The organism is Stenotrophomonas sp. GQ19 (assembly GCF_059758695.1).
In genome coordinates, this window is the sequence record NZ_JCAXES010000013.1 from 25925 (window position 1) to 43441 (window position 17517).

Sequence of the window (17517 nt, forward strand, 5' to 3'; positions counted from 1 at the left end):
CTGCGAAGGGGGCCGTTTCTACGTTTCGGCCGCCCCGCCAGGCCTGCCCCCGCCCGCGCGGCCATCTCCCACACAGCTACTTAGCCGGCCAGCGGCCGGCACTACAGCTTCTTAGCAGAGGAAATCCCCATGAAAGCACCTGTTCGTGTTGCCGTGACCGGCGCCGCCGGCCAGATCGGCTACGCCCTGCTGTTCCGCATCGCCTCCGGCGAAATGCTGGGCAAGGACCAGCCGGTCATCCTGCAGCTGCTCGAGCTGCCGGTGGACAAGGCCCAGGCCGCGCTGCGCGGCGTGATGATGGAACTGGAAGACTGCGCCTTCCCGCTGCTGGCCGGCATGGTCGGCACCGATGACGCCGAAGTGGCCTTCAAGGACGCCGACATCGCCCTGCTGGTCGGCGCGCGTCCGCGCGGCCCGGGCATGGAGCGCAAGGATCTGCTGCTGGAAAACGCGAAGATCTTCACCGCGCAGGGCGCGGCGCTGAACAAGGTCGCCAGCCGCAACGTGAAGGTGCTGGTGGTCGGCAACCCGGCCAACACCAACGCCTACATCGCCATGAAGTCGGCGCCGGACCTGAACCCGCGCAACTTCACCGCCATGCTGCGCCTGGACCACAACCGCGCGCTGAGCCAGCTGTCGTCCAAGCTGGGCAAGTCGGTCGGCGGCATCGAGAAGCTGGTCGTGTGGGGCAACCACAGCCCGACCATGTACCCGGACTACCGTTTCGCCACCGCCGACGGTGCGTCGGTTGCCGATGCGATCAACGACCAGGAATGGAACGCCGGTACCTTCATCCCGACCGTGGGCAAGCGCGGCGCGGCGATCATCGAAGCCCGTGGTTCGTCCTCGGCCGCCTCGGCCGCCAATGCCGCCATCGACCACGTGCGCGACTGGGTGCTGGGCAGCAACGGCAAGTGGGTCACCATGGGCGTGCCGTCCGACGGTTCCTACGGCATCCCGGAAGGCGTGATCTTCGGCTTTGCGGTGACCACCGAAAACGGTGAGTACACCCTGGTCAAGGACCTGCCGGTGGACGACTTCAGCCAGAAGTACATCGACAAGACCCTGGCCGAGCTGGAAGAAGAGCGCAGCGGCGTGGCCCACCTGCTGGGTTGATCGACCGGCGGCGACCTGCCGGCCCTGTGCCGGTACGCTGTTGAAAAACGCCGGGCATTGCCCGGCGTTTTTTTGTGGGAAACGCCAACCGCCGCCCCGGTAATGCCGGCCGCTGGCCGGCTCTCGACAATCCCCGGTAGTGCCGGCCGCTGGCCGGCCCGGTGTACGACCAAGGTCGGGCGGTTCGTTCGCCGCCATCGGACTATGCTCGATCCCATGATTCTGTCTGGGAGGGCTGTCATGCGTTACGAAGAGATGTACCGGCGTTCGGTGGATGAACCCGAGGCGTTCTGGGCCGAAGAGGCGCAGCGCATCTACTGGCATAAAGCGCCGGAGCAGATCCTCGATTACAGCAACCCGCCCTTCCGGCGCTGGTTCGTCGGCGGGGAAACCAACCTCTGCTACAACGCCGTGGACCGCCACCTGGTCGATCGCCCGGATCAGCTGGCACTGGTGGCCATTTCCACCGAAACCAACGTCACCCGCGAGATCACCTACCGGCAGCTGTACCGCGAAGTGAATGCCTTCGCAGCGGTGCTGCAGCGCCTGGACGTGCAGCGTGGCGACCGTGTGGTGATCTACATGCCCAACATGGCCGAGGCGGTGTTTGCGATGCTGGCGTGCGCGCGCATCGGGGCGATCCACTCGGTGGTGTTCGGCGGCTTTGCCGCGCATAACCTGGCGCTGCGCATCGACGATGCCGAACCCAAGCTGCTGATCGCTGCCGATGCCGGCAAACGCGGTGGCAAGGTGATTCCGTACAAGGCGATGGTCGATGCGGCATGTGCCGAAGCCACCTCGCCGCCGCCGCACGTGCTGATCGTCTCGCGCGGGCTGGACCCGGCCGAACCGAAGGTGGCCGGTCGCGATGTCGACTACGCCACGCTGCGCGCCGATGTGGGCGACCAGGACGTGCCGGTGGTGTGGCTGGAAGCCAGCGAGCCCAGCTACCTGCTGTATACCTCCGGCACCACCGGCAAGCCCAAGGGCGTGCAACGCGACGTGGGCGGCTACGCGGTGGCGATGGCGCAGTCGATGCAGACCGTGTTCGACTGCAAGCCGGGCCAGGTGATGTTCTCCACCTCCGACGTGGGCTGGGCGGTGGGCCATTCCTACAACGTGTACGGCCCGCTGATCGGCGGCTGCACCTCGCTGCTGTACGAAGGCCTGCCAACCAACCCGGACCCGGGGATCTGGTGGGCGTTGTGCGAGCAGTACAACGTGCGCACGCTGTTCTCGTCGCCCACCGCCATCCGCGTGCTGAAGAAGCACGACACCGACTTCATCACGCGCCACGACCTGGATGCGCTCAAGTACGTGTTCCTGGCCGGCGAGCCGCTCGACGAACCCACCGCGTACTGGATCAGCGACGCGCTGGGCAAGCCGATCATCGACAACTACTGGCAGACCGAAACCGGCTGGCCGGCGCTGACGTTGTTGCCCGGGGTGGACATGAAGCCGGTGCGGTTCGGCTCGCCCGGGTTCCCCAACCTCGGCTACAAGATGAAGGTCATCGACGAGAACACCGGCGATGAAGTGGCGCCCGGGCAGAAGGGCGTGCTGGTGATGACCCCGCCGTTGCCGCCGGGGTGCATGAGCACGGTATGGAAGGACGACGACCGGTTCCTGCAGAGCTATTTCAGCCACTTCAAGGAGCTGCTGTACAGCTCGCTGGACTGGGCGATCCGCGACGCGGACGGCTACACCTTCATCCTCGGCCGCACCGACGATGTGATCAACGTGGCCGGGCACCGGCTGGGCACGCGCGAGATCGAAGAGTGCATCTCCGGCCACCCGCTGGTGGCCGAGGCGGCGGTGATCGGGGTCAAGGACGAGCTCAAGGGCCAGGTGCCACTGGTGTTCGTCACCCTGCGCCAGGCAGTGGAGGGCGATGGCAGCACGGTGATCACCGAGATGATGCAGCGGGTCACCAACTCGCTCGGTGCACTGGCGCGGCCGGCACACATCCATATCGTCAATGCGCTGCCCAAGACCCGGTCGGGCAAGCTGCTGCGGCGCTCGCTGCAGGCGCTGGCCGAAGAGCGCGATCCCGGTGATCTGTCCACGCTGGATGATCCAGGGGCACTGGACGAGATCCGGCGCGCGCTGGGGCACTGACGCTCGCCGTCCGTTTCGCAGGGTACAAACGCGCAGGCGCGGCGCCGGAAGGGCCCGCGTCGGGTGCGGGTCTCCAGGGAGCACGGCATGGCTATCGACCACAGGATGCGGGCAAGCAAAGCGCTGGTAACGGCGATCGGCTGGTGCTGCCTGCTGGGCTATGCGATCTATCTGATCGCCGAGGCCTGGTGGGACTCCCGGCCGCTGAACATCCTCCAGGTGATCGTGGTGCCGGTCCTGCTGCTGGTGGTCATCCGAGCCATCCGCAGGTACCTGCAGTTCCGCGCGAACCCCTGACCGGCGCGTGCTGCAACGCATTATCGGTGTCGGCCAGCGTCAGGTAAGCTCCGGTAGTGACCGCTGCAGGCCCCAGGGCCGGGCGTCGCGCGCTGGGGACACGGCGCGCGGGGACGCCGGCGTGGAGATCCGCCTGGAACGGTCGCAAGGGGGCGCACGTGCACCGGCCAACGGCCGGAGGACGGGCGTGGCAATGCAGCACGCAACAGGGGGAAGTACATGGCCTACATCCATGGCAAGACGGCCGCCGGCCGCCAGGAAATCGAAGACCGTGCACGTCGGCTGCCGCCGGCGTTGCGCTCCATTCTGCTGATGGTGGATGGTCAGCGCGATGACGATGCGTTGACCGCCTTGTTGCCGGGCCTGCGCGCGCCGGATGACGCGCTGGCCCAATTGGCAGAGATGGGTCTGATCGACGTGGTCGGCGGTGCCGTCGCGCCGCCCGCCGCGCGTGCGCTCACCGCCGGGCGCGAACAGGACCCGGATCTGTACAAGCGCCTGTACGACTGGATGAGCGAATCGGTGCGCCGCCATCTGGGCCTCAAGGGCTACTTCATGCAGCTCAAGATCGAGCGCTGCACCAATGCGGCAGGGCTGGAAAAGCTGTGGCCGGACATGGCCGCCGCCGTCGCCAAGGCCAAGAGCCCGGCGTTGGCCAGCCGCTGGTTGAGCGACACCCATGCGCTGCTCGACCCATCGCCGCAGTTGCAGCCCGACGCCAGCGCCGAACCCGTGCCTGGCTGAATCGCCGGCGCCTGCAAGGGTGGTCGTTGCCGCGCGGGGGCGTTACCTTGCCCGGCTACACCTGCAGGAGCACCGCGATGGACCTCACGCACGATGACCACGGCACCCCCGGTTGGGATGCCATCAACGCGGCCTTGGTTGCGCTGTACCCGGGGCAGGAACCCCGGCACTTCGGTACGGCGTTGCCTCACACTCTGGGCGGCAACGACCCGCTGGACGGGATCAGCGTGTACTGGGCCGAATCGCCCCGCCCGCACTGGCATTACGTCACCTACGGCTTCTCCGAGCTGTACGACAAGCAGAGTGACGATGCGGCCGACAGTGGCTACGGTTTCGAGCTGACGTTCCGCCTGGCCGCCGCGTCAGGGCAGGGGCCTGACGACGCGCCGCCGGTGTGGCCGATGAACCTGCTGCAGAACCTGGCGCGCTATGTCTTCAGCAGCGGCAATGTGTTCGAGGCCGGGCACCACCTGGATGCCAACGGTCCGATCGCGCTGGACACCGACACCGTGCTGCGCCACCTGGCGCTGGTGGAGGATCCGCAGCTGCCGCCGCGCGACACCCCCAACGGCCGCGTGCGTTTCCTGCAGATCGTCGGGCTGGCCGATGACGAAATGGCGGCGGTGCGGCGCTGGTCCACCCAGGGCGTGCTGGATGCGCTGCTGCCGGCCATGCCGCTGTGGATCACCGACCTGCAGCGCGGTTCGCTGCTGGCCGACCCGGCCCTGGCCGCGCAGGTGGAGGCGGGCAGTGCGCGTGACGGCTCCACCACCGGCCTGCTGTTCCTGGAAACGCTGGACTGGGCGGCCGAGGGCGACAGCGTGGAGCTGGTGCTGGGCGCCGGCCAGGTGCCGGGGGTGCTGGAGCTGCTGCCGTTGCGGCTGGACCACGGCCACGCGCTGACCCTGCTCAACGCACAGCGCAGCTGGCGCTTCGAGCCCGGTGAGGCTGACCAGCTGGAGATCGCGCCGGACAGCGCGCGCTGCGTGCTCAGCCCGGCCACCCTGCGTGCGCTGCTGGAGCACCTGCACGCCCAGCGCGGCGTTTACCCGCTGCCCGGTGGCCGCCTGCGGATCCGGGTGGAACCCACCCAGCTGCGCGACGCACAGGGCAACGTGGTGCGCACCGTCGGGTAGAGCCATCCCACGGGTGGCTGCGCGCGATGCCCGATTCGGTAGAGCCACCCCATGGGTGGCTGTGCGCGGTGCCCGATTCGGTAGAGCCACCCCACGGGTGGCTGCGCGCGGTGCCGGATTCGGGGGCAGCCACCCGTGGGGTGGCTCTACCGAGGGACAGGAGCCCAAAAAAAGCGCCCGGCAGTGCCGGGCGCTTCGCTTATATATATGTCGCGTGGAACGACTCAGCTCAGGCCTTCGGCCTTCAGCGTGGCCTGCACGCCGGCATCGGCGTCCATGCGGGTCTTGTACGCGGCGATGTTGTCCAGACCGCTCAGGTCGATCTTGGCGCCGGCCGCCCAGCGCAGCGTGATGTAGAAGTACGGGTCGGCGAAGCTGCGGAAACCGGCCAGCCACGGGCGGTCGGCGAGCTGCTTGTCGGCACGCTCGAACAGGCCGCGCAGGCGCTTGCGCGCGGTGGCGCGGAGGGCGTCGTACTGGCTGTCGTCTTCAATGAAGTTGGCCGGGCCGAACAGCGGCTTGAACGCCGGGTGCAGGTCCGAGTTGACGAAGGACAGCCAGCGGGTGGCCTCGGCGCGCTGCTGGGCGCTGCCATCACCGGCCAGGCCGGCCTGCGGGTAGGTGTCGGCGATGTAGCCCATGATGGCCGCGTTCTGGGTCAGGATGAAATCACCATCGACCACCGCGGGCACCGAACCGGCCGGGTTGATCTTCAGGAATGCAGGCGCCTTCAGCGTGTCCTTGTCGAGCAGTTCCACCTCGAACGGCTGGCCGGTCCACTGCAGGGCGATGTGGTCGGCGGTGGAGCAGGCACCGGGCTTGCTGTACAGCTTCATGGGAACTCCGTTGACGGATGGGTGGAAGGTCAGCTGCCCACTATTCCAGAGCAGGCCCCGCATCCTCAACGGTATGGCCGTAACAGACCGTTACGACGTGCGCGGCTTGAGTTTCTGCACGCGGTAGAACGTGTGGTCACCGATGGTGGCCACCTGGTAGGCATTGCGCCAGCTGGGGTTGGCGATCGCCAGGGCCGCGAAGTGGCTGGCACCGGGCACGATCTCCTTGCGCTCACCCACCGGCAGGGCCCAGTTGCGCTCGGCATCGAAGGCCACCGTCATCGCTTCCTGCCAGGCGTCGGCATTGCCCAGCTGGGTGCCGGGCGCCACGATGGTCGGAGCGAACTGCTTGCGCGCGGTCACCACCTTGCACATCGAGTCGCCCCACAGCCCGCTGTCCAGGCGGCGCAGGGCCACTTCGGCAACGGCTTGCTGGCCGCGCAGGGTCTGATCACGCGCTTCCAGGTAGACGGTCGTGCTCAGGCACAACGAATCGGCGGCCGGCTGCGGCAACAACTGCGACAGCCAGAGAATCCAGGCCAGTTTCATAAATCTCCTTGCTCCGTGTAGGCCGCACCTGGCTTGTCCATCCGATCATACGGACGGGGCGTGGATACGACTTGGCGTCATGGGGAGGCGACCATCGGGGTCGCCCGGGGGCGGACCCGAACAAGACGTGGGGTCCGCGCGCTCACTCGAACTGGGTGGTGAGCGGGAAAGTTGGCGCACGATAGGGGGCCATTTCCCAATGCATCCTGAACCTGAAAGCTTGACATTCAGGTTCGGAGCGCGGGCCGGAATGGGCTCCCGGACCCGTATTCAGGTCGCCAGCGACCCGTTTCAGAGCTGCGCGGCGAGGTGGCTGCCCTGGTGGATCGCACGCTTGGCATCCAGTTCGGCGGCCACGTCGGCGCCGCCGATCAGGTGCGCGTTGACCCCGGCCGCCTGCAGTGCGGCGTGCAGATCGCGGCGCGGTTCCTGGCCGGCGCAGACCACCACGTGATCCACCGGCAGGGTCTGTTCCTGGCCCTCGATGCGCACGCGCAGGCCGGTATCGTCCACGCCCAGATACTCCACGCCGCCCAGCATCTTCACGCCCTTGGCCTTGAGCGTGGCGCGGTGGATCCAGCCGGTGGTCTTGCCCAGGCGCGCGCCGGGCTTGCCCGGGCTGCGCTGCAGCAGCCAGACCTTGCGCGCCGGTGCTTCGGGCGCGGGCTTGGCCAGCGCACCGCGGGCTTCAAAACTGGGGTCCACGCCCCATTCGGCCATCCAGCGGGCGGGATCGAGCGCGCTGGAGGGGCCGTCATGGACCAGGAACTCGCCCACGTCGAAGCCGATGCCGCCGGCGCCGATGATGGCCACCTGCGCGCCGGCCTGGACCCGGCCCAGCAGCACGTCCAGGTAGTTGACCACCTTGGGGTGGTCGGCACCGGGGAAGTCGACCCGGCGCGGGGTGATGCCGGTGGCCACCACCACCTCGTCAAAACCGGCCAGGCCGGCGACGTCGGCCACGGTGTCCAGCTTCACCTCGACCCCGGTCTGCTCAAGCTTGTGGCGGAAGTAGCGCAGGGTCTCGTGGAATTCTTCCTTGCCCGGAATGCGCTTGGCCACGTTGAACTGGCCGCCGATCTCGCTGCCGGCGTCGAACAGGGTCACCTGGTGGCCGCGTTCGGCGGCGACCGTGGCGCAGGCCAGCCCGGCCGGACCCGCGCCGACCACGGCCACGCGCTTGGCGGCGGTGACCGGGCGGTAGACCAGCTCGGTTTCGTGCACGGCGCGCGGGTTGACCAGGCAGCTGGCGGTCTTGTTCTCGAACACGTGGTCCAGGCAGGCCTGGTTGCAGGCGATGCAGGTATTGATCGCTTCGGGGCGACCGGCGCGGGCCTTGTTGGCCCATTCCGGGTCCGCAAGCAGCGGCCGTGCCAGCGACACCATGTCCGCGCCGCCGCTGGCCAGGATGCGCTCGGCCACGTCGGGCATGTTGATGCGGTTGGTGGCGATCACCGGCAGCTGCACATGCGGCTTGAGTTTGGCGGTGACCCCGGCGAAGGCCGCGCGCGGCACCGAGGTGGCGATGGTGGGGATGCGCGCTTCGTGCCAGCCGATGCCGGCGTTGATCAATGTCGCGCCGGCCGCCTCGATCGCCTTGGCCTGCTGCACGATTTCATCCCAGTTGCTGCCGCCTTCGACCAGGTCCACCAGCGACAGCCGGTAGATGATGATGAAGTCCGGGCCGCAGGCCTCGCGGATGCGGCGCACGATTTCAACCGCAAAGCGCATGCGCTGCGCGGCGTCGCCGCCCCAGCGGTCGGTGCGCGTGTTGGTGCGCGGGGCGATGAATTCGTTGATGAGATAGCCTTCCGAGCCCATCACTTCCACGCCGTCGTAGCCGGCCTCGCGCGCCAAGCGCGCGCTGCGCGCGTAATCGGCGATGTGGCGGTCAACGCCACCGGCGCTCAGCGCACGCGGGGTGAACGGATTGATCGGTGCTTTCAGCTTGCTGGGGGCCACCGACAGGGGGTGGTAGGCATAGCGCCCGGCGTGCAGCAGCTGCAGGCAGATCTTGCCGCCGTTGTCGTGTACCGCAGCGGTCACCTGGCGGTGCGGACGCACTTCCCAGGGCCAGGACAGCTTGCCGCCGAAGGGCTTGAGCCAGCCGACCACGTTCGGTGCGAAGCCGCCGGTCACGATCAGGCCGACCCCGCCGGCCGCGCGCTCGGCGAAATAGGCGGCCAGGCGCGGGAAATCGCGCGCGCGGTCCTCCAGGCCGGTGTGCATGGAACCCATCAGGACGCGGTTGCGCAGCTGGGTGAAGCCCAGGTCCAGCGGGGCGAACAGATGGGGGTAAGCGGGGGATTCGGCGGCTGGCGACATGTCGATACGCTTGCGTACGGAAGCGTGAAGCGTGCCGCGTATGCCCCCCAAGAGCAAGGGGGGACTGCGCCATCGCATTCGCGCTGCCGCCCCATGCGTTGTTTGGCAGGCCGGGGGCGTGCGTGGAGCCGGCCAGCGGCCGGCACTACCGGATGCATCGCGGGGGCGACGGGCATGGGATGCATCGCGGTAGGTACCGACCGTTGGTCGGTACGCGCCGGCGGGGGCGCTACGGGGTGGCGGGCGCCGGGGCGGGCTTGCGGATGCCGAACAGCGGCAGCGTCACGCCGCAGAGCGGGCCGATCAGCAGGGCGAAGGCGAGGGTGCCCACGCCGACATTGCCGCCGAGCCACCAGCCGATCAGCAGGACGGTGCCTTCGATGAGGCTGCGGACCACCCAGATGGGCCAGCCGGTGCGGGCGTGCAGGCCGGTCATCAGGCCGTCGCGCGGGCCGGGGCCGAAACGTGCGCCGATGTACAGGCCGGTGGCCACGGCCACCATCAGCAGGCCGCACACGAACACCGGCACCTGCCACGCCAGACCGTGCACCTCCGGCAGCAGCCACAGGCCGAACTGCGCGCTCGGGCCGATCAGCATCACGTTGAGGACCGTGCCCAGCCCCGGCTTCTGCCGGATCGGCCACCACAGCAACAGCACGAGCGCGCCGATCACGTTGGTGGCCACGCCGAACGACAGCGGCGTCTGCAATGCGATGCCCTGCGACAGCACATCCCACGGCGCCACTCCGATCGCGGCGCGGATCATCACCGCCGCGCCCATGCCGTACAGGAACAGGCCAAGCAACAGTTGCAACAGGCGCAGGGGGAATGACGTGGGCATGGCAGGTGTCACCGGAGGGGCCCTTGAATGTAGGGCGCGCCCGCCACGCCGGACAGATACAGATGCACGCCAATATGCGCCGACACCCGTGCTGCCGGCGCAGGCATCTACCAGCCCGCCAGCACCAGCTTGCCGACCGTGCCACCGCTTTCCAGTTGCCGGTGGGCCTCGCGCAGATTGGCGGCGTTGATCAGGCCAAGGTGCGCACTGCGCGTGCTGCGCAGTTCGCCCGCATCGACCAGGCTTGCAACGCGGTTCAGGATGCGGTGCTGTTCGATCATGTCCGCCGTGCGGAACTTCGCGCGCGCAAACATGAATTCCCAGTGGATGCCGATGCACTTGGCCTTGTAGGGATCGCCGATGCGCAAGGCGTCGCGCGGTTCGACAATCAGGCCGACATGGCCCTGTGGTGCGAGCAGTTCGCCCAGCACGTCCCAGTAGCGGTCGGTGTCGGCCAGGTTGAGCGCCGCCTGCACCTGCGCGATGCCCAGTGCCTGCAGCTGTGGCGGCAACGGCTGGTGGTGGTCGATCACATGGTGGGCGCCCATCTGCAGGCACCACTGCACCGAGGCAGCGCGCGAGGCTGTGGCGACGACGGTGAAGCCGGCATGCCGGGCAAGCTGGATGGCGATGGAGCCCACGCCGCCCGCACCGCCGATGACCAGCAGCACCTGGCCGGCATGGCGACGGTCATCAAACTGCAATGGCATGCGCTGGAACAGCAGTTCCCAGGCAGTCAGCGTGGTCAGCGGCAGTGCGGCGGCCTCGGCGAAATCCAGCGTGGTCGGCTTGCGCCCGACCAGTCGTTCGTCGACCAGGTGCCACTGCGCGTTGCTGCCGGGGCGTGTCACATCGCCGGCGTAATACACCTCGTCGCCGGGTACGAACGCCACCACATCCGGCCCGACGGCCTCGACGGTTCCGGCCGCGTCGTAGCCAAGAATGCGCGGGGGATCTTCGTGCGCCGGGCGCGGCGCGCGCTGCTTGGTATCCACCGGGTTGACGGAAACGGCCTGTATTCGCACCAACAGGTCCGAGCCCGTGGGTGGAGCAGGGTCGGGCAGGGTCAGATCAAGCAGTGCGGCGGGGTCGTCAATCGGCAGATACTGGCGCAAACCCACGGCTTTCATGGCAGCTCCGGTGCAGGACGTTCCTCATCATACGTCCGCCAACAAAGCTGTTCTTGCGCTGAATCAAGGCAGGTGCTGCTTTTTCACGGAATACTGCGATGGCGCAGTCCACAGGTAGCAGAATCCGGTCAGATCCCTTGCCATTGCTGGGTCTTGCGCAATTTCATCAACCTGTATAGGGTGCCACCAGCTGGGCCGGTAGAGGTCTGGCGGTCGTCTTCACATGTTACGTGACTGTTAACATCACCTTCACCCTCCTGAGCATAATGTTCGCGGCGGTGGCGTGCTGAATCGGCAGTCTGAAAACGACGCAGGTGCTGGCCCATGCCTCTACCGGTTTCATACCCCCGAAATAGGAGCTGTACTCAATGAACAAGAAGATCCTCACTGCCGCGCTGCTGGGCGGTCTGGCTTTCGCCCAGGCTGCATCGGCGCAGGATTTTGACGACCGCTGGTACCTGACCGGTTCGGCCGGCTTCAACTTCCAGGATAACGACCGTCTGACCAACGACGCTCCGTTCGTGACCCTGGGCCTCGGTAAGTTCATCAGCCCCAACTGGTCGCTGGACGGTGAGCTGAACTACCAGAACCCGAACTTCGACGCCAACCAGGATCTGAACTGGAGCCAGTACGGCGTGTCGCTGGACATGCGTCGCCACTTCATCGCTGAAGGCCGCGGCTGGAACCCCTACCTGCTGATGGGTCTGGGCTACCAGAAGTCGGAAGAAGAGTACGCTGCCAACAGCCTGAATGGTCCGCGTGAGCGCAAGGACGGCAACTTCGCCGCCAAGCTCGGCGTCGGCCTGCAGACCACCTTCGAAAAGCGCGTTGCTGTTCGCGCCGAAGTGGCCTACCGCGCTGACTTCGACGACCAGAGCATCTCCGCTCCGGACGAGAGCTGGTTCGGCGACGTGCTGGCTTCGGTCGGCGTCGTGATCCCGCTGGGCCCGGCCCCGACCGCTGCTGTGGTTGCCCCGGCTCCGGTGGCTCCGAGCTGCGCCGATCTGGATGACGACGGTGACGGCGTCAACAACTGCGACGACAAGTGCCCGGATTCGCAGCCGGGTCAGACCATCGGTCCGGACGGTTGCCCGGTCCCGGTCTCGATCGATCTGAAGGGTGTGAACTTCGACTTCGACAAGGCGACCCTGCGTCCGGACGCCGTGGCGATCCTGAGCGAAGCCACCGAGATCCTGAAGCGTTACCCGGATCTGCGTGTTGAAGTTGCCGGTCACACCGACTCGAAGGGTACCGACGCTTACAACCAGAAGCTGTCGGAGCGCCGCGCCACCACCGTGTATGACTACCTGACCAAGAACGGCGTGTCCGCTTCGCGTCTGGTGGGCCCGATCGGCTACGGCGAGAGCCGTCCGATTGCGCCGAACACCAACCCGGATGGCTCGGACAACCCGGAAGGTCGTGCAAAGAACCGTCGTACCGAGCTGAACGTCCAGAACTAATCCTTCTGGTAGTACAGTCTCAGAAGAGGGCCCGGCATTGCCGGGCCCTTTTTTTGTTCTTTTTCCGCCCGCGTGGCAAAAAAGCACGTGCCGTTGCTTTGACGCTTTCCAGGCGCGGCGGTCGGTGGGTCGGGGGCTGGGTCCCCATGCCCTTTCCGGCGAATGTCCCCCGGCGTCGGCCTGCGGCCGCCACCTCCTCCTTTATTTCGCCTCCAAGGGCATGGGGACCCAGCCCCCGACCCACCGACTGCCAGGAAAAAAGCCCTGCTCCCCGCCCGTACCGCAAGCCGAGCCTCGTAGTAGCCGGTAGGCTCCTGGGCAAAATAAAGGAGGAGGCCGCCCCGCGGCCGGGGGACATTTGCACCAGGGGCCTACCGGCTGCTAAGGGGCCCTCACGCTCGCGGATGACCGGACGAAGCTGGCTTTTTAAAAGGCTTGATCAAGAAATCAACAATAAATCCAACAAGTTGCCGTATTCATTGAATGTGGGATCTTGAAAGCCGTTGTGGCGCTGTTAAACTCGCCGCGTCGCCCCTTTTCCCTGGATGCATCCCATGCTGCGTATCGCACTGGCCGCCGTGCTCGGCCTGGCCTTGGTTCCCACCGCCTACGCAGCAGTGGATTGCTCGGCGCATGCCACCAGCGCCTCGCCGCTGCCGCTGCCGGCCACCGCGATTGCCCCGGTCGCAGAAGAGCTTTACATCCGGAATGTGCAGCTCGGCATGCCTGCCGGCGTGCTCACCTCCAACTTCGACCAGCAGCAGTCGCTTGATCGCGTCCTGCAGCGCCTGCGCATCGACGGCTGCCAGAACATCGCCAAGGCCATGCCCGGCGCACCGGCGATCAAGGCCAACGACCCGGCCGCCTACAAGCCGGCCACCGAGTTCGACAACACGCCGTGGCGCTTCGACATGAGCCAGAACGGCAAGCGCATGACCGCTGAAGAATTTGATGCCTGGATGAAGGCCCGTGGCGTGCGCGTGGTCAAGGCGCGCCCGGTTCCCGCTGCAGCGCCGGCCGCGGCCGAAGTACCGGCTGACACCAAGCCGGGCGAGAAGAAGTAAGCCGCCTGCGCGGAGCACGATGAGCACACGCCGGCCCCCTGCCGCGCCTGCATCTCGACCACGCCGCCCCGAGCGGCGTGCGTCACCGGTAAGCGCAGCGCGCACCGACAGCGCGCCGCGCCATGGCCTGGCCCGCGTCCTGTCCAAGGCTGGGCTGTGTTCGCGTACCGAAGCCGCGCGCTGGATCCAGGCCGGGCGTGTCACCGTCGATGGCCGCGTCATCAACAACCCCGAATTTCCCATCATCGACGGTCGCCACCATGTGCGCGTCGATGGCCAGCCGCTGGACGCGCCGCGTCGCATCCACCTGATGCTCAACAAGCCGCGTGGCCTGGTCACCACCGCGCAGGACGAGCAAGGCCGTGACACCGTCTACCGCTGCTTCGATGGTGCCGGCCTGCCGTGGATCGCCCCGGTCGGGCGCCTGGACAAAGCCAGCGAAGGCCTGCTGTTGTTCAGCAACGACCCGCAATGGGCCGCGCGCCTGACAGATCCCACCACCGGCCCGGACAAGACCTACCACGTCCAGATCGACGCCATTCCCGATGCGGCGCAGCTGCAGGCGCTGTGCACCGGCGTGGAGAACGAAGGCGAGCTCCTGCGCGCGCGTCGCGCCACCCTGCTGCGCAGTGGCGACAAGACTGCCTGGCTCGAAGTGGTGCTGGAAGAGGGCCGCAACCGGCATATCCGCCGCCTGCTGGCCGCATTCGACATCAACGTGCTGCGCCTGGTGCGCGTGGCCATCGGGCAGTTGCCGATGGGTGCGCTGGGCAAGGGCACCTGGCGCGAACTGAGCGCGCACGACCTGGACCTGCTGTATGCCGCGGCCGACGGTGCCGCGGCCCCGCCGTGATTTCCTGGCCTGCCCGTGCGTGGCAGGCCAACCGAACCGGGCAATGGATGGCCTTGTACCCGACGTTCCATTCACTCCCGGGAGATTCCCCCATGCACGCCCAACGCCTCAACCTTTCCCTGTTCCGCGGCGCCTGCCTGCTGGCATCGGCCGCGCTGCTGACTGCCTGCGGCGGACACAAGCACACCGCCAAGGCGGACGCGCCGGCGGCTGACAAGGTGGTGGAAGTCAAGACCCCTGAGCTCGACGGCCGCGGCAGCTACCGCTTCATGATGAGCAACGGCGACAAGAAAATGTCCGCCGACGAATTCGACGCCTGGATGAAGGCCAACGGCATCCGCGTGGCCAAGGGCAACGGCCAGGACCGCCCGGTCGCCGCACCGGTGGTGGTGGCCAGCAAGGAACAGGCCAAGGACAAGAAGAAAAAGAAGAAGTAACCCGCGCGCGGGGCGGATGTCCATGACCCGCAACGGCCGGGTCCACCCCGGTCATGCGCGCCAACGCCGGTAGAGCCGACCGTTGGTCGGCTGGGGCACGCCCGCGTGCCCCTGTGTCAGATGTTCATGACCCACAACGCCGGTAGAGCCGACCGTTGGTCGGCTGGGGCACGCCCGCGCGCCCCTGTGTCAGATGATCATGACCCCGGACGAAGGGCAGCCGACCAACGGTCGGCTCTACCCCGGTTACATGCCCCTGTATCGGATGTTCATGAGCCGCAACGGTCGTGTCCAACCCGGTCATGCGCGTGTCCGATGTCCACGACCCACAACAACGGTAGAGCCGACCGTTGGTCGGCTAAAGCGCTCAGCCCTTGATCACACCCAGCTCCACACCAATGCGGGTGAACGCATCAATCGCGCGGTCCAGGTGGGCACGCGTGTGCGCGGCGCTGATCTGGGTGCGGATGCGCGCCTGGCCCTTGGGCACCACCGGGAAGAAGAAGCCGATCGCGTAGATGCCTTCTTCCAGCAAACGCTCGGCGAACTTCTGCGCCAGCGGGGCGTCGTACAGCATCACCGGGCTGATCGGGTGCACGCCCGGCTTCACGTCGAAACCGGCGGCGGTCATCTTCTCGCGGAAGTAGGCGGTGTTCTCGGCCAGGGTACTGCGCAGGTCGTCGGCGGCGGCCAGCATCTCGAATGCCTTGATGCCGGCGGCGACCACATGCGGCGGCAGCGAGTTGGAGAACAGGTACGGGCGCGAGCGCTGGCGCAGCAGTTCGACCACTTCGGCGCTGGCGCAGGTGAAGCCGCCCAGCGCGCCGCCCATGGCCTTGCCCAGGGTGCCGGTGATGATGTCGATCTTCTCCAGCACGCCCTTGACCTCGGCCGAGCCACGGCCGGTGGCACCCAGGAAGCCGGTGGCATGGCATTCGTCGATGTGCACCAGCGCGTTGTACTTCTTCGCCAGCGCGGTGATCTCGTCCAGCGGGGCGATGAAGCCGTCCATCGAGAACACGCCGTCGGTGGTGATCAGCTTGGTCTTGCAGCCGGCGGCATCGGCAGCCTGCAGCTGGGCTTCCAGGTCGGCCATGTCGCAGTTGGCGTAGCGGAAGCGCTTGGCCTTGCACAGGCGCACACCGTCGATGATCGAGGCGTGGTTGAGCGCGTCGGAGATGATGGCGTCGTTCTCGCCCAGCAGCGGCTCGAACAGGCCGCCGTTGGCATCGAAGCAGGCCGCGTACAGGATGGTGTCCTGCTTGCCGAAGAAGGCGGCGATCTGCTGTTCCAGCTGCTTGTGCAGGTCCTGGGTGCCACAGATGAAGCGCACCGAGGCCATGCCGAAGCCGTGGCTGTCCAGCGCGTCCTTGGCGGCCTGGATCAGGTCGGGGTGGTCGGCCAGGCCCAGGTAGTTGTTGGCGCAGAAGTTCAGCACCGTGCGGCCGTCGTCCAGGGTGATCTCGGCCGACTGCGGGCTGGTGATGATGCGTTCGGACTTGAACAGGCCCTGGGCGCGGATCGCCTCCAGTTCTTCAACGTAGTGCTGGGTCAGCGGGGCGGAGGTGGCGTCGCTCATGGCAGGCAGTCTTCGGCACGGGAAAACCGGGATTTTACCTGTCGGCGCCGGGCCCGGGGGGCGCTGGCGGGGTCCTGGCAGGTCGGCGGCGCGCGAAACGGTTGCACACGTGATTGTTGCATCGCAATATCAATCAGGTTAAAAAACCGTAAACCCCGCTGCACCGCCCACCCCACGTCCCGGAGAGACCCCGCATGAACCACGCCACGCGCTGTACCGCCGCCGCTGTGCTCTGCGCCGCCCTGCTTGCCCCGTTTGCCGCCAGTGCCCAGGACGAGGCCGAATCGCCGTTCAGCTGGAACATCACCGGTGTGTCCGATTACGTGTTCCGCGGGGTATCGCAGACCGATGAGAACCCGACCGGCCAAGCCGGTTTCACCTACACCTCCCCGGTGGGCCTGTACGCTGGCGTGTGGGGCTCGGGGGTGGACTTCGGCGACGGCAGCCCGGATCTCGAAGTCGACTACTTCATCGGCTACGGGGTGGATGTCAGCCCGAACGTCAACTTCGATGTGATGCTCAACCACTACAGCTATCCGGGGGCGAGCGATCTGGCGTACACCGAGCTGATCACCAAGACCACCTTCGCCGAGCACTACAACCTCACCGTGGCCTACACCAACGATGTCTGGAACACCGACACCGACGGCTGGTACTACGCGGTGGGCGGTGAGTGGGCACTGCCGCAGGAATTCAACCTGACTGCCAATGTCGGCCGCAGCACCTTCGAGGACGGTATCGCCAAGGACTACACCGACTGGAACGTCGGCGTGAACCGCAGCTTCGGCATGGTTACCCTGGGCCTGGGGTACTACGGCACCGATGGCAACGGTCGCGACAACTCGGGCAAGCTGGCCGACAACCGCGTGGTGTTCACCGCCTCGGTCGGCAAATGACCTGACGTTGCGATGGACATGAAAAAGGCGCCGAAAGGCGCCTTTTTCGTTTGCGGGCGTGTACCGACCAACGGTCGGTACCTACTTGGGGCACGCCGCAATCGCCGGTCGGGTCACGACCGCCGCCGCGGCAGGT

Annotated in this window: 16 protein-coding genes; 10 read left to right on the plus strand and 6 right to left on the minus strand. The window is 67.1% G+C overall.

Annotation, left to right across the window (positions count from 1 at the left end):
• The first annotated feature begins 129 nt into the window (after positions 1-129).
• The 5 genes from AC6CHL_RS19290 to AC6CHL_RS19310 all read left to right on the plus strand — a co-directional run bounded on the left by AC6CHL_RS19290 (position 130) and on the right by AC6CHL_RS19310 (position 5411).
• Positions 130-1116 (plus strand): malate dehydrogenase, encoded by a 987-nt coding sequence (locus AC6CHL_RS19290; protein WP_038690241.1) that lies wholly within the window; start codon positions 130-132, stop codon positions 1114-1116.
• A 240-nt stretch (positions 1117-1356) separates the two neighbouring features.
• Positions 1357-3234 (plus strand): propionate--CoA ligase, encoded by a 1878-nt coding sequence (prpE, locus tag AC6CHL_RS19295; protein WP_498295832.1) that lies wholly within the window; start codon positions 1357-1359, stop codon positions 3232-3234.
• An 87-nt stretch (positions 3235-3321) separates the two neighbouring features.
• A complete protein-coding gene (locus AC6CHL_RS19300) occupies positions 3322-3531 on the plus strand; it encodes a hypothetical protein (protein ID WP_448133090.1) in 210 nt (69 codons plus the stop codon).
• Between the two features lie 219 nt (positions 3532-3750).
• Positions 3751-4275, plus strand: coding sequence for a hypothetical protein (locus tag AC6CHL_RS19305; protein WP_498295834.1), 525 nt, complete (start codon positions 3751-3753; stop codon positions 4273-4275).
• A 77-nt stretch (positions 4276-4352) separates the two neighbouring features.
• Positions 4353-5411: a suppressor of fused domain protein gene (locus AC6CHL_RS19310; RefSeq protein WP_498295836.1), complete on the plus strand. Its 1059-nt coding sequence runs from the start codon at positions 4353-4355 to the stop codon at positions 5409-5411.
• 224 nt (positions 5412-5635) lie between these two features.
• Here AC6CHL_RS19310 and AC6CHL_RS19315 read toward each other — a convergent pair whose 3' ends face one another.
• The 5 genes from AC6CHL_RS19315 to AC6CHL_RS19335 form a co-directional block, all read right to left on the minus strand.
• The gene (locus AC6CHL_RS19315; RefSeq protein ID WP_038690231.1) at positions 5636-6247 is read right to left on the minus strand and encodes a glutathione S-transferase N-terminal domain-containing protein; all 612 of its coding nucleotides are present in this window, start codon (positions 6245-6247) and stop codon (positions 5636-5638) included.
• 90 nt (positions 6248-6337) lie between these two features.
• Positions 6338-6796 carry a cell wall hydrolase gene (locus tag AC6CHL_RS19320; protein WP_038690229.1) on the minus strand — a complete coding sequence of 153 codons (459 nt, stop codon included), beginning with the start codon at positions 6794-6796 and terminating at the stop codon, positions 6338-6340.
• Between the two features lie 291 nt (positions 6797-7087).
• The gene (locus AC6CHL_RS19325) at positions 7088-9121 is read right to left on the minus strand and encodes an NADPH-dependent 2,4-dienoyl-CoA reductase (RefSeq protein ID WP_038690227.1); all 2034 of its coding nucleotides are present in this window, start codon (positions 9119-9121) and stop codon (positions 7088-7090) included.
• A 229-nt stretch (positions 9122-9350) separates the two neighbouring features.
• On the minus strand, positions 9351-9962 hold the full coding sequence (gene yczE, locus AC6CHL_RS19330) for a membrane protein YczE (protein WP_038690225.1): 612 nt from the start codon (positions 9960-9962) through the stop codon (positions 9351-9353).
• A 107-nt stretch (positions 9963-10069) separates the two neighbouring features.
• The gene (locus AC6CHL_RS19335; protein ID WP_038690223.1) at positions 10070-11092 is read right to left on the minus strand and encodes a zinc-binding alcohol dehydrogenase family protein; all 1023 of its coding nucleotides are present in this window, start codon (positions 11090-11092) and stop codon (positions 10070-10072) included.
• A gap of 368 nt (positions 11093-11460) precedes the next feature.
• Here AC6CHL_RS19335 and AC6CHL_RS19340 point away from each other — a divergent pair, with 368 nt between their 5' ends.
• The 4 genes from AC6CHL_RS19340 to AC6CHL_RS19355 all read left to right on the plus strand — a co-directional run bounded on the left by AC6CHL_RS19340 (position 11461) and on the right by AC6CHL_RS19355 (position 14906).
• Complete coding sequence (locus AC6CHL_RS19340) at positions 11461-12552, plus strand: OmpA family protein (protein ID WP_038690221.1); 1092 nt, start codon at positions 11461-11463, stop codon at positions 12550-12552.
• A gap of 554 nt (positions 12553-13106) precedes the next feature.
• On the plus strand, positions 13107-13616 hold the full coding sequence (locus tag AC6CHL_RS19345) for a hypothetical protein (protein WP_038690219.1): 510 nt from the start codon (positions 13107-13109) through the stop codon (positions 13614-13616).
• Positions 13617-13635: 19 nt separating this feature from the next.
• Positions 13636-14469, plus strand: a complete 834-nt coding sequence (locus tag AC6CHL_RS19350) for a pseudouridine synthase (RefSeq protein WP_498295840.1) — start codon at positions 13636-13638, stop codon at positions 14467-14469.
• A gap of 92 nt (positions 14470-14561) precedes the next feature.
• Positions 14562-14906, plus strand: a complete 345-nt coding sequence (locus AC6CHL_RS19355) for a hypothetical protein (RefSeq protein ID WP_463600446.1) — start codon at positions 14562-14564, stop codon at positions 14904-14906.
• Positions 14907-15273: 367 nt separating this feature from the next.
• Here the strand turns inward: AC6CHL_RS19355 and kbl are convergent, their stop codons facing one another.
• On the minus strand, positions 15274-16485 hold the full coding sequence (kbl, locus tag AC6CHL_RS19360) for a glycine C-acetyltransferase (RefSeq protein WP_038690213.1): 1212 nt from the start codon (positions 16483-16485) through the stop codon (positions 15274-15276).
• A gap of 194 nt (positions 16486-16679) precedes the next feature.
• On the opposite strand from kbl, the gene AC6CHL_RS19365 reads away from it, so the two are divergent.
• Entirely contained in the window at positions 16680-17381 is a 702-nt protein-coding gene (locus tag AC6CHL_RS19365) for a TorF family putative porin (RefSeq protein ID WP_038690211.1), read from the plus strand.
• Positions 17382-17517: the final 136 nt, after the last annotated feature.

What these genes read in the sequence shown, in the direction of transcription:
- AC6CHL_RS19340 (WP_038690221.1), top strand. Translation starts at nt 11,461, where the DNA reads ATGAACAAGAAGATCCTCACTGCCGCGCTGCTGGGCGGTCTGGCTTTC.
- kbl (WP_038690213.1), bottom strand. Translation starts at nt 16,485, where the DNA reads ATGAGCGACGCCACCTCCGCCCCGCTGACCCAGCACTACGTTGAAGAA.
- AC6CHL_RS19320 (WP_038690229.1), bottom strand. Translation starts at nt 6,796, where the DNA reads ATGAAACTGGCCTGGATTCTCTGGCTGTCGCAGTTGTTGCCGCAGCCG.
- prpE (WP_498295832.1), top strand. Translation starts at nt 1,357, where the DNA reads ATGCGTTACGAAGAGATGTACCGGCGTTCGGTGGATGAACCCGAGGCG.
- AC6CHL_RS19315 (WP_038690231.1), bottom strand. Translation starts at nt 6,247, where the DNA reads ATGAAGCTGTACAGCAAGCCCGGTGCCTGCTCCACCGCCGACCACATC.
- AC6CHL_RS19305 (WP_498295834.1), top strand. Translation starts at nt 3,751, where the DNA reads ATGGCCTACATCCATGGCAAGACGGCCGCCGGCCGCCAGGAAATCGAA.
- AC6CHL_RS19325 (WP_038690227.1), bottom strand. Translation starts at nt 9,121, where the DNA reads ATGTCGCCAGCCGCCGAATCCCCCGCTTACCCCCATCTGTTCGCCCCG.
- AC6CHL_RS19310 (WP_498295836.1), top strand. Translation starts at nt 4,353, where the DNA reads ATGGACCTCACGCACGATGACCACGGCACCCCCGGTTGGGATGCCATC.
- AC6CHL_RS19355 (WP_463600446.1), top strand. Translation starts at nt 14,562, where the DNA reads ATGCACGCCCAACGCCTCAACCTTTCCCTGTTCCGCGGCGCCTGCCTG.
- AC6CHL_RS19350 (WP_498295840.1), top strand. Translation starts at nt 13,636, where the DNA reads ATGAGCACACGCCGGCCCCCTGCCGCGCCTGCATCTCGACCACGCCGC.
- yczE (WP_038690225.1), bottom strand. Translation starts at nt 9,962, where the DNA reads ATGCCCACGTCATTCCCCCTGCGCCTGTTGCAACTGTTGCTTGGCCTG.
- AC6CHL_RS19365 (WP_038690211.1), top strand. Translation starts at nt 16,680, where the DNA reads ATGAACCACGCCACGCGCTGTACCGCCGCCGCTGTGCTCTGCGCCGCC.
- AC6CHL_RS19300 (WP_448133090.1), top strand. Translation starts at nt 3,322, where the DNA reads ATGGCTATCGACCACAGGATGCGGGCAAGCAAAGCGCTGGTAACGGCG.
- AC6CHL_RS19290 (WP_038690241.1), top strand. Translation starts at nt 130, where the DNA reads ATGAAAGCACCTGTTCGTGTTGCCGTGACCGGCGCCGCCGGCCAGATC.
- AC6CHL_RS19345 (WP_038690219.1), top strand. Translation starts at nt 13,107, where the DNA reads ATGCTGCGTATCGCACTGGCCGCCGTGCTCGGCCTGGCCTTGGTTCCC.
- AC6CHL_RS19335 (WP_038690223.1), bottom strand. Translation starts at nt 11,092, where the DNA reads ATGAAAGCCGTGGGTTTGCGCCAGTATCTGCCGATTGACGACCCCGCC.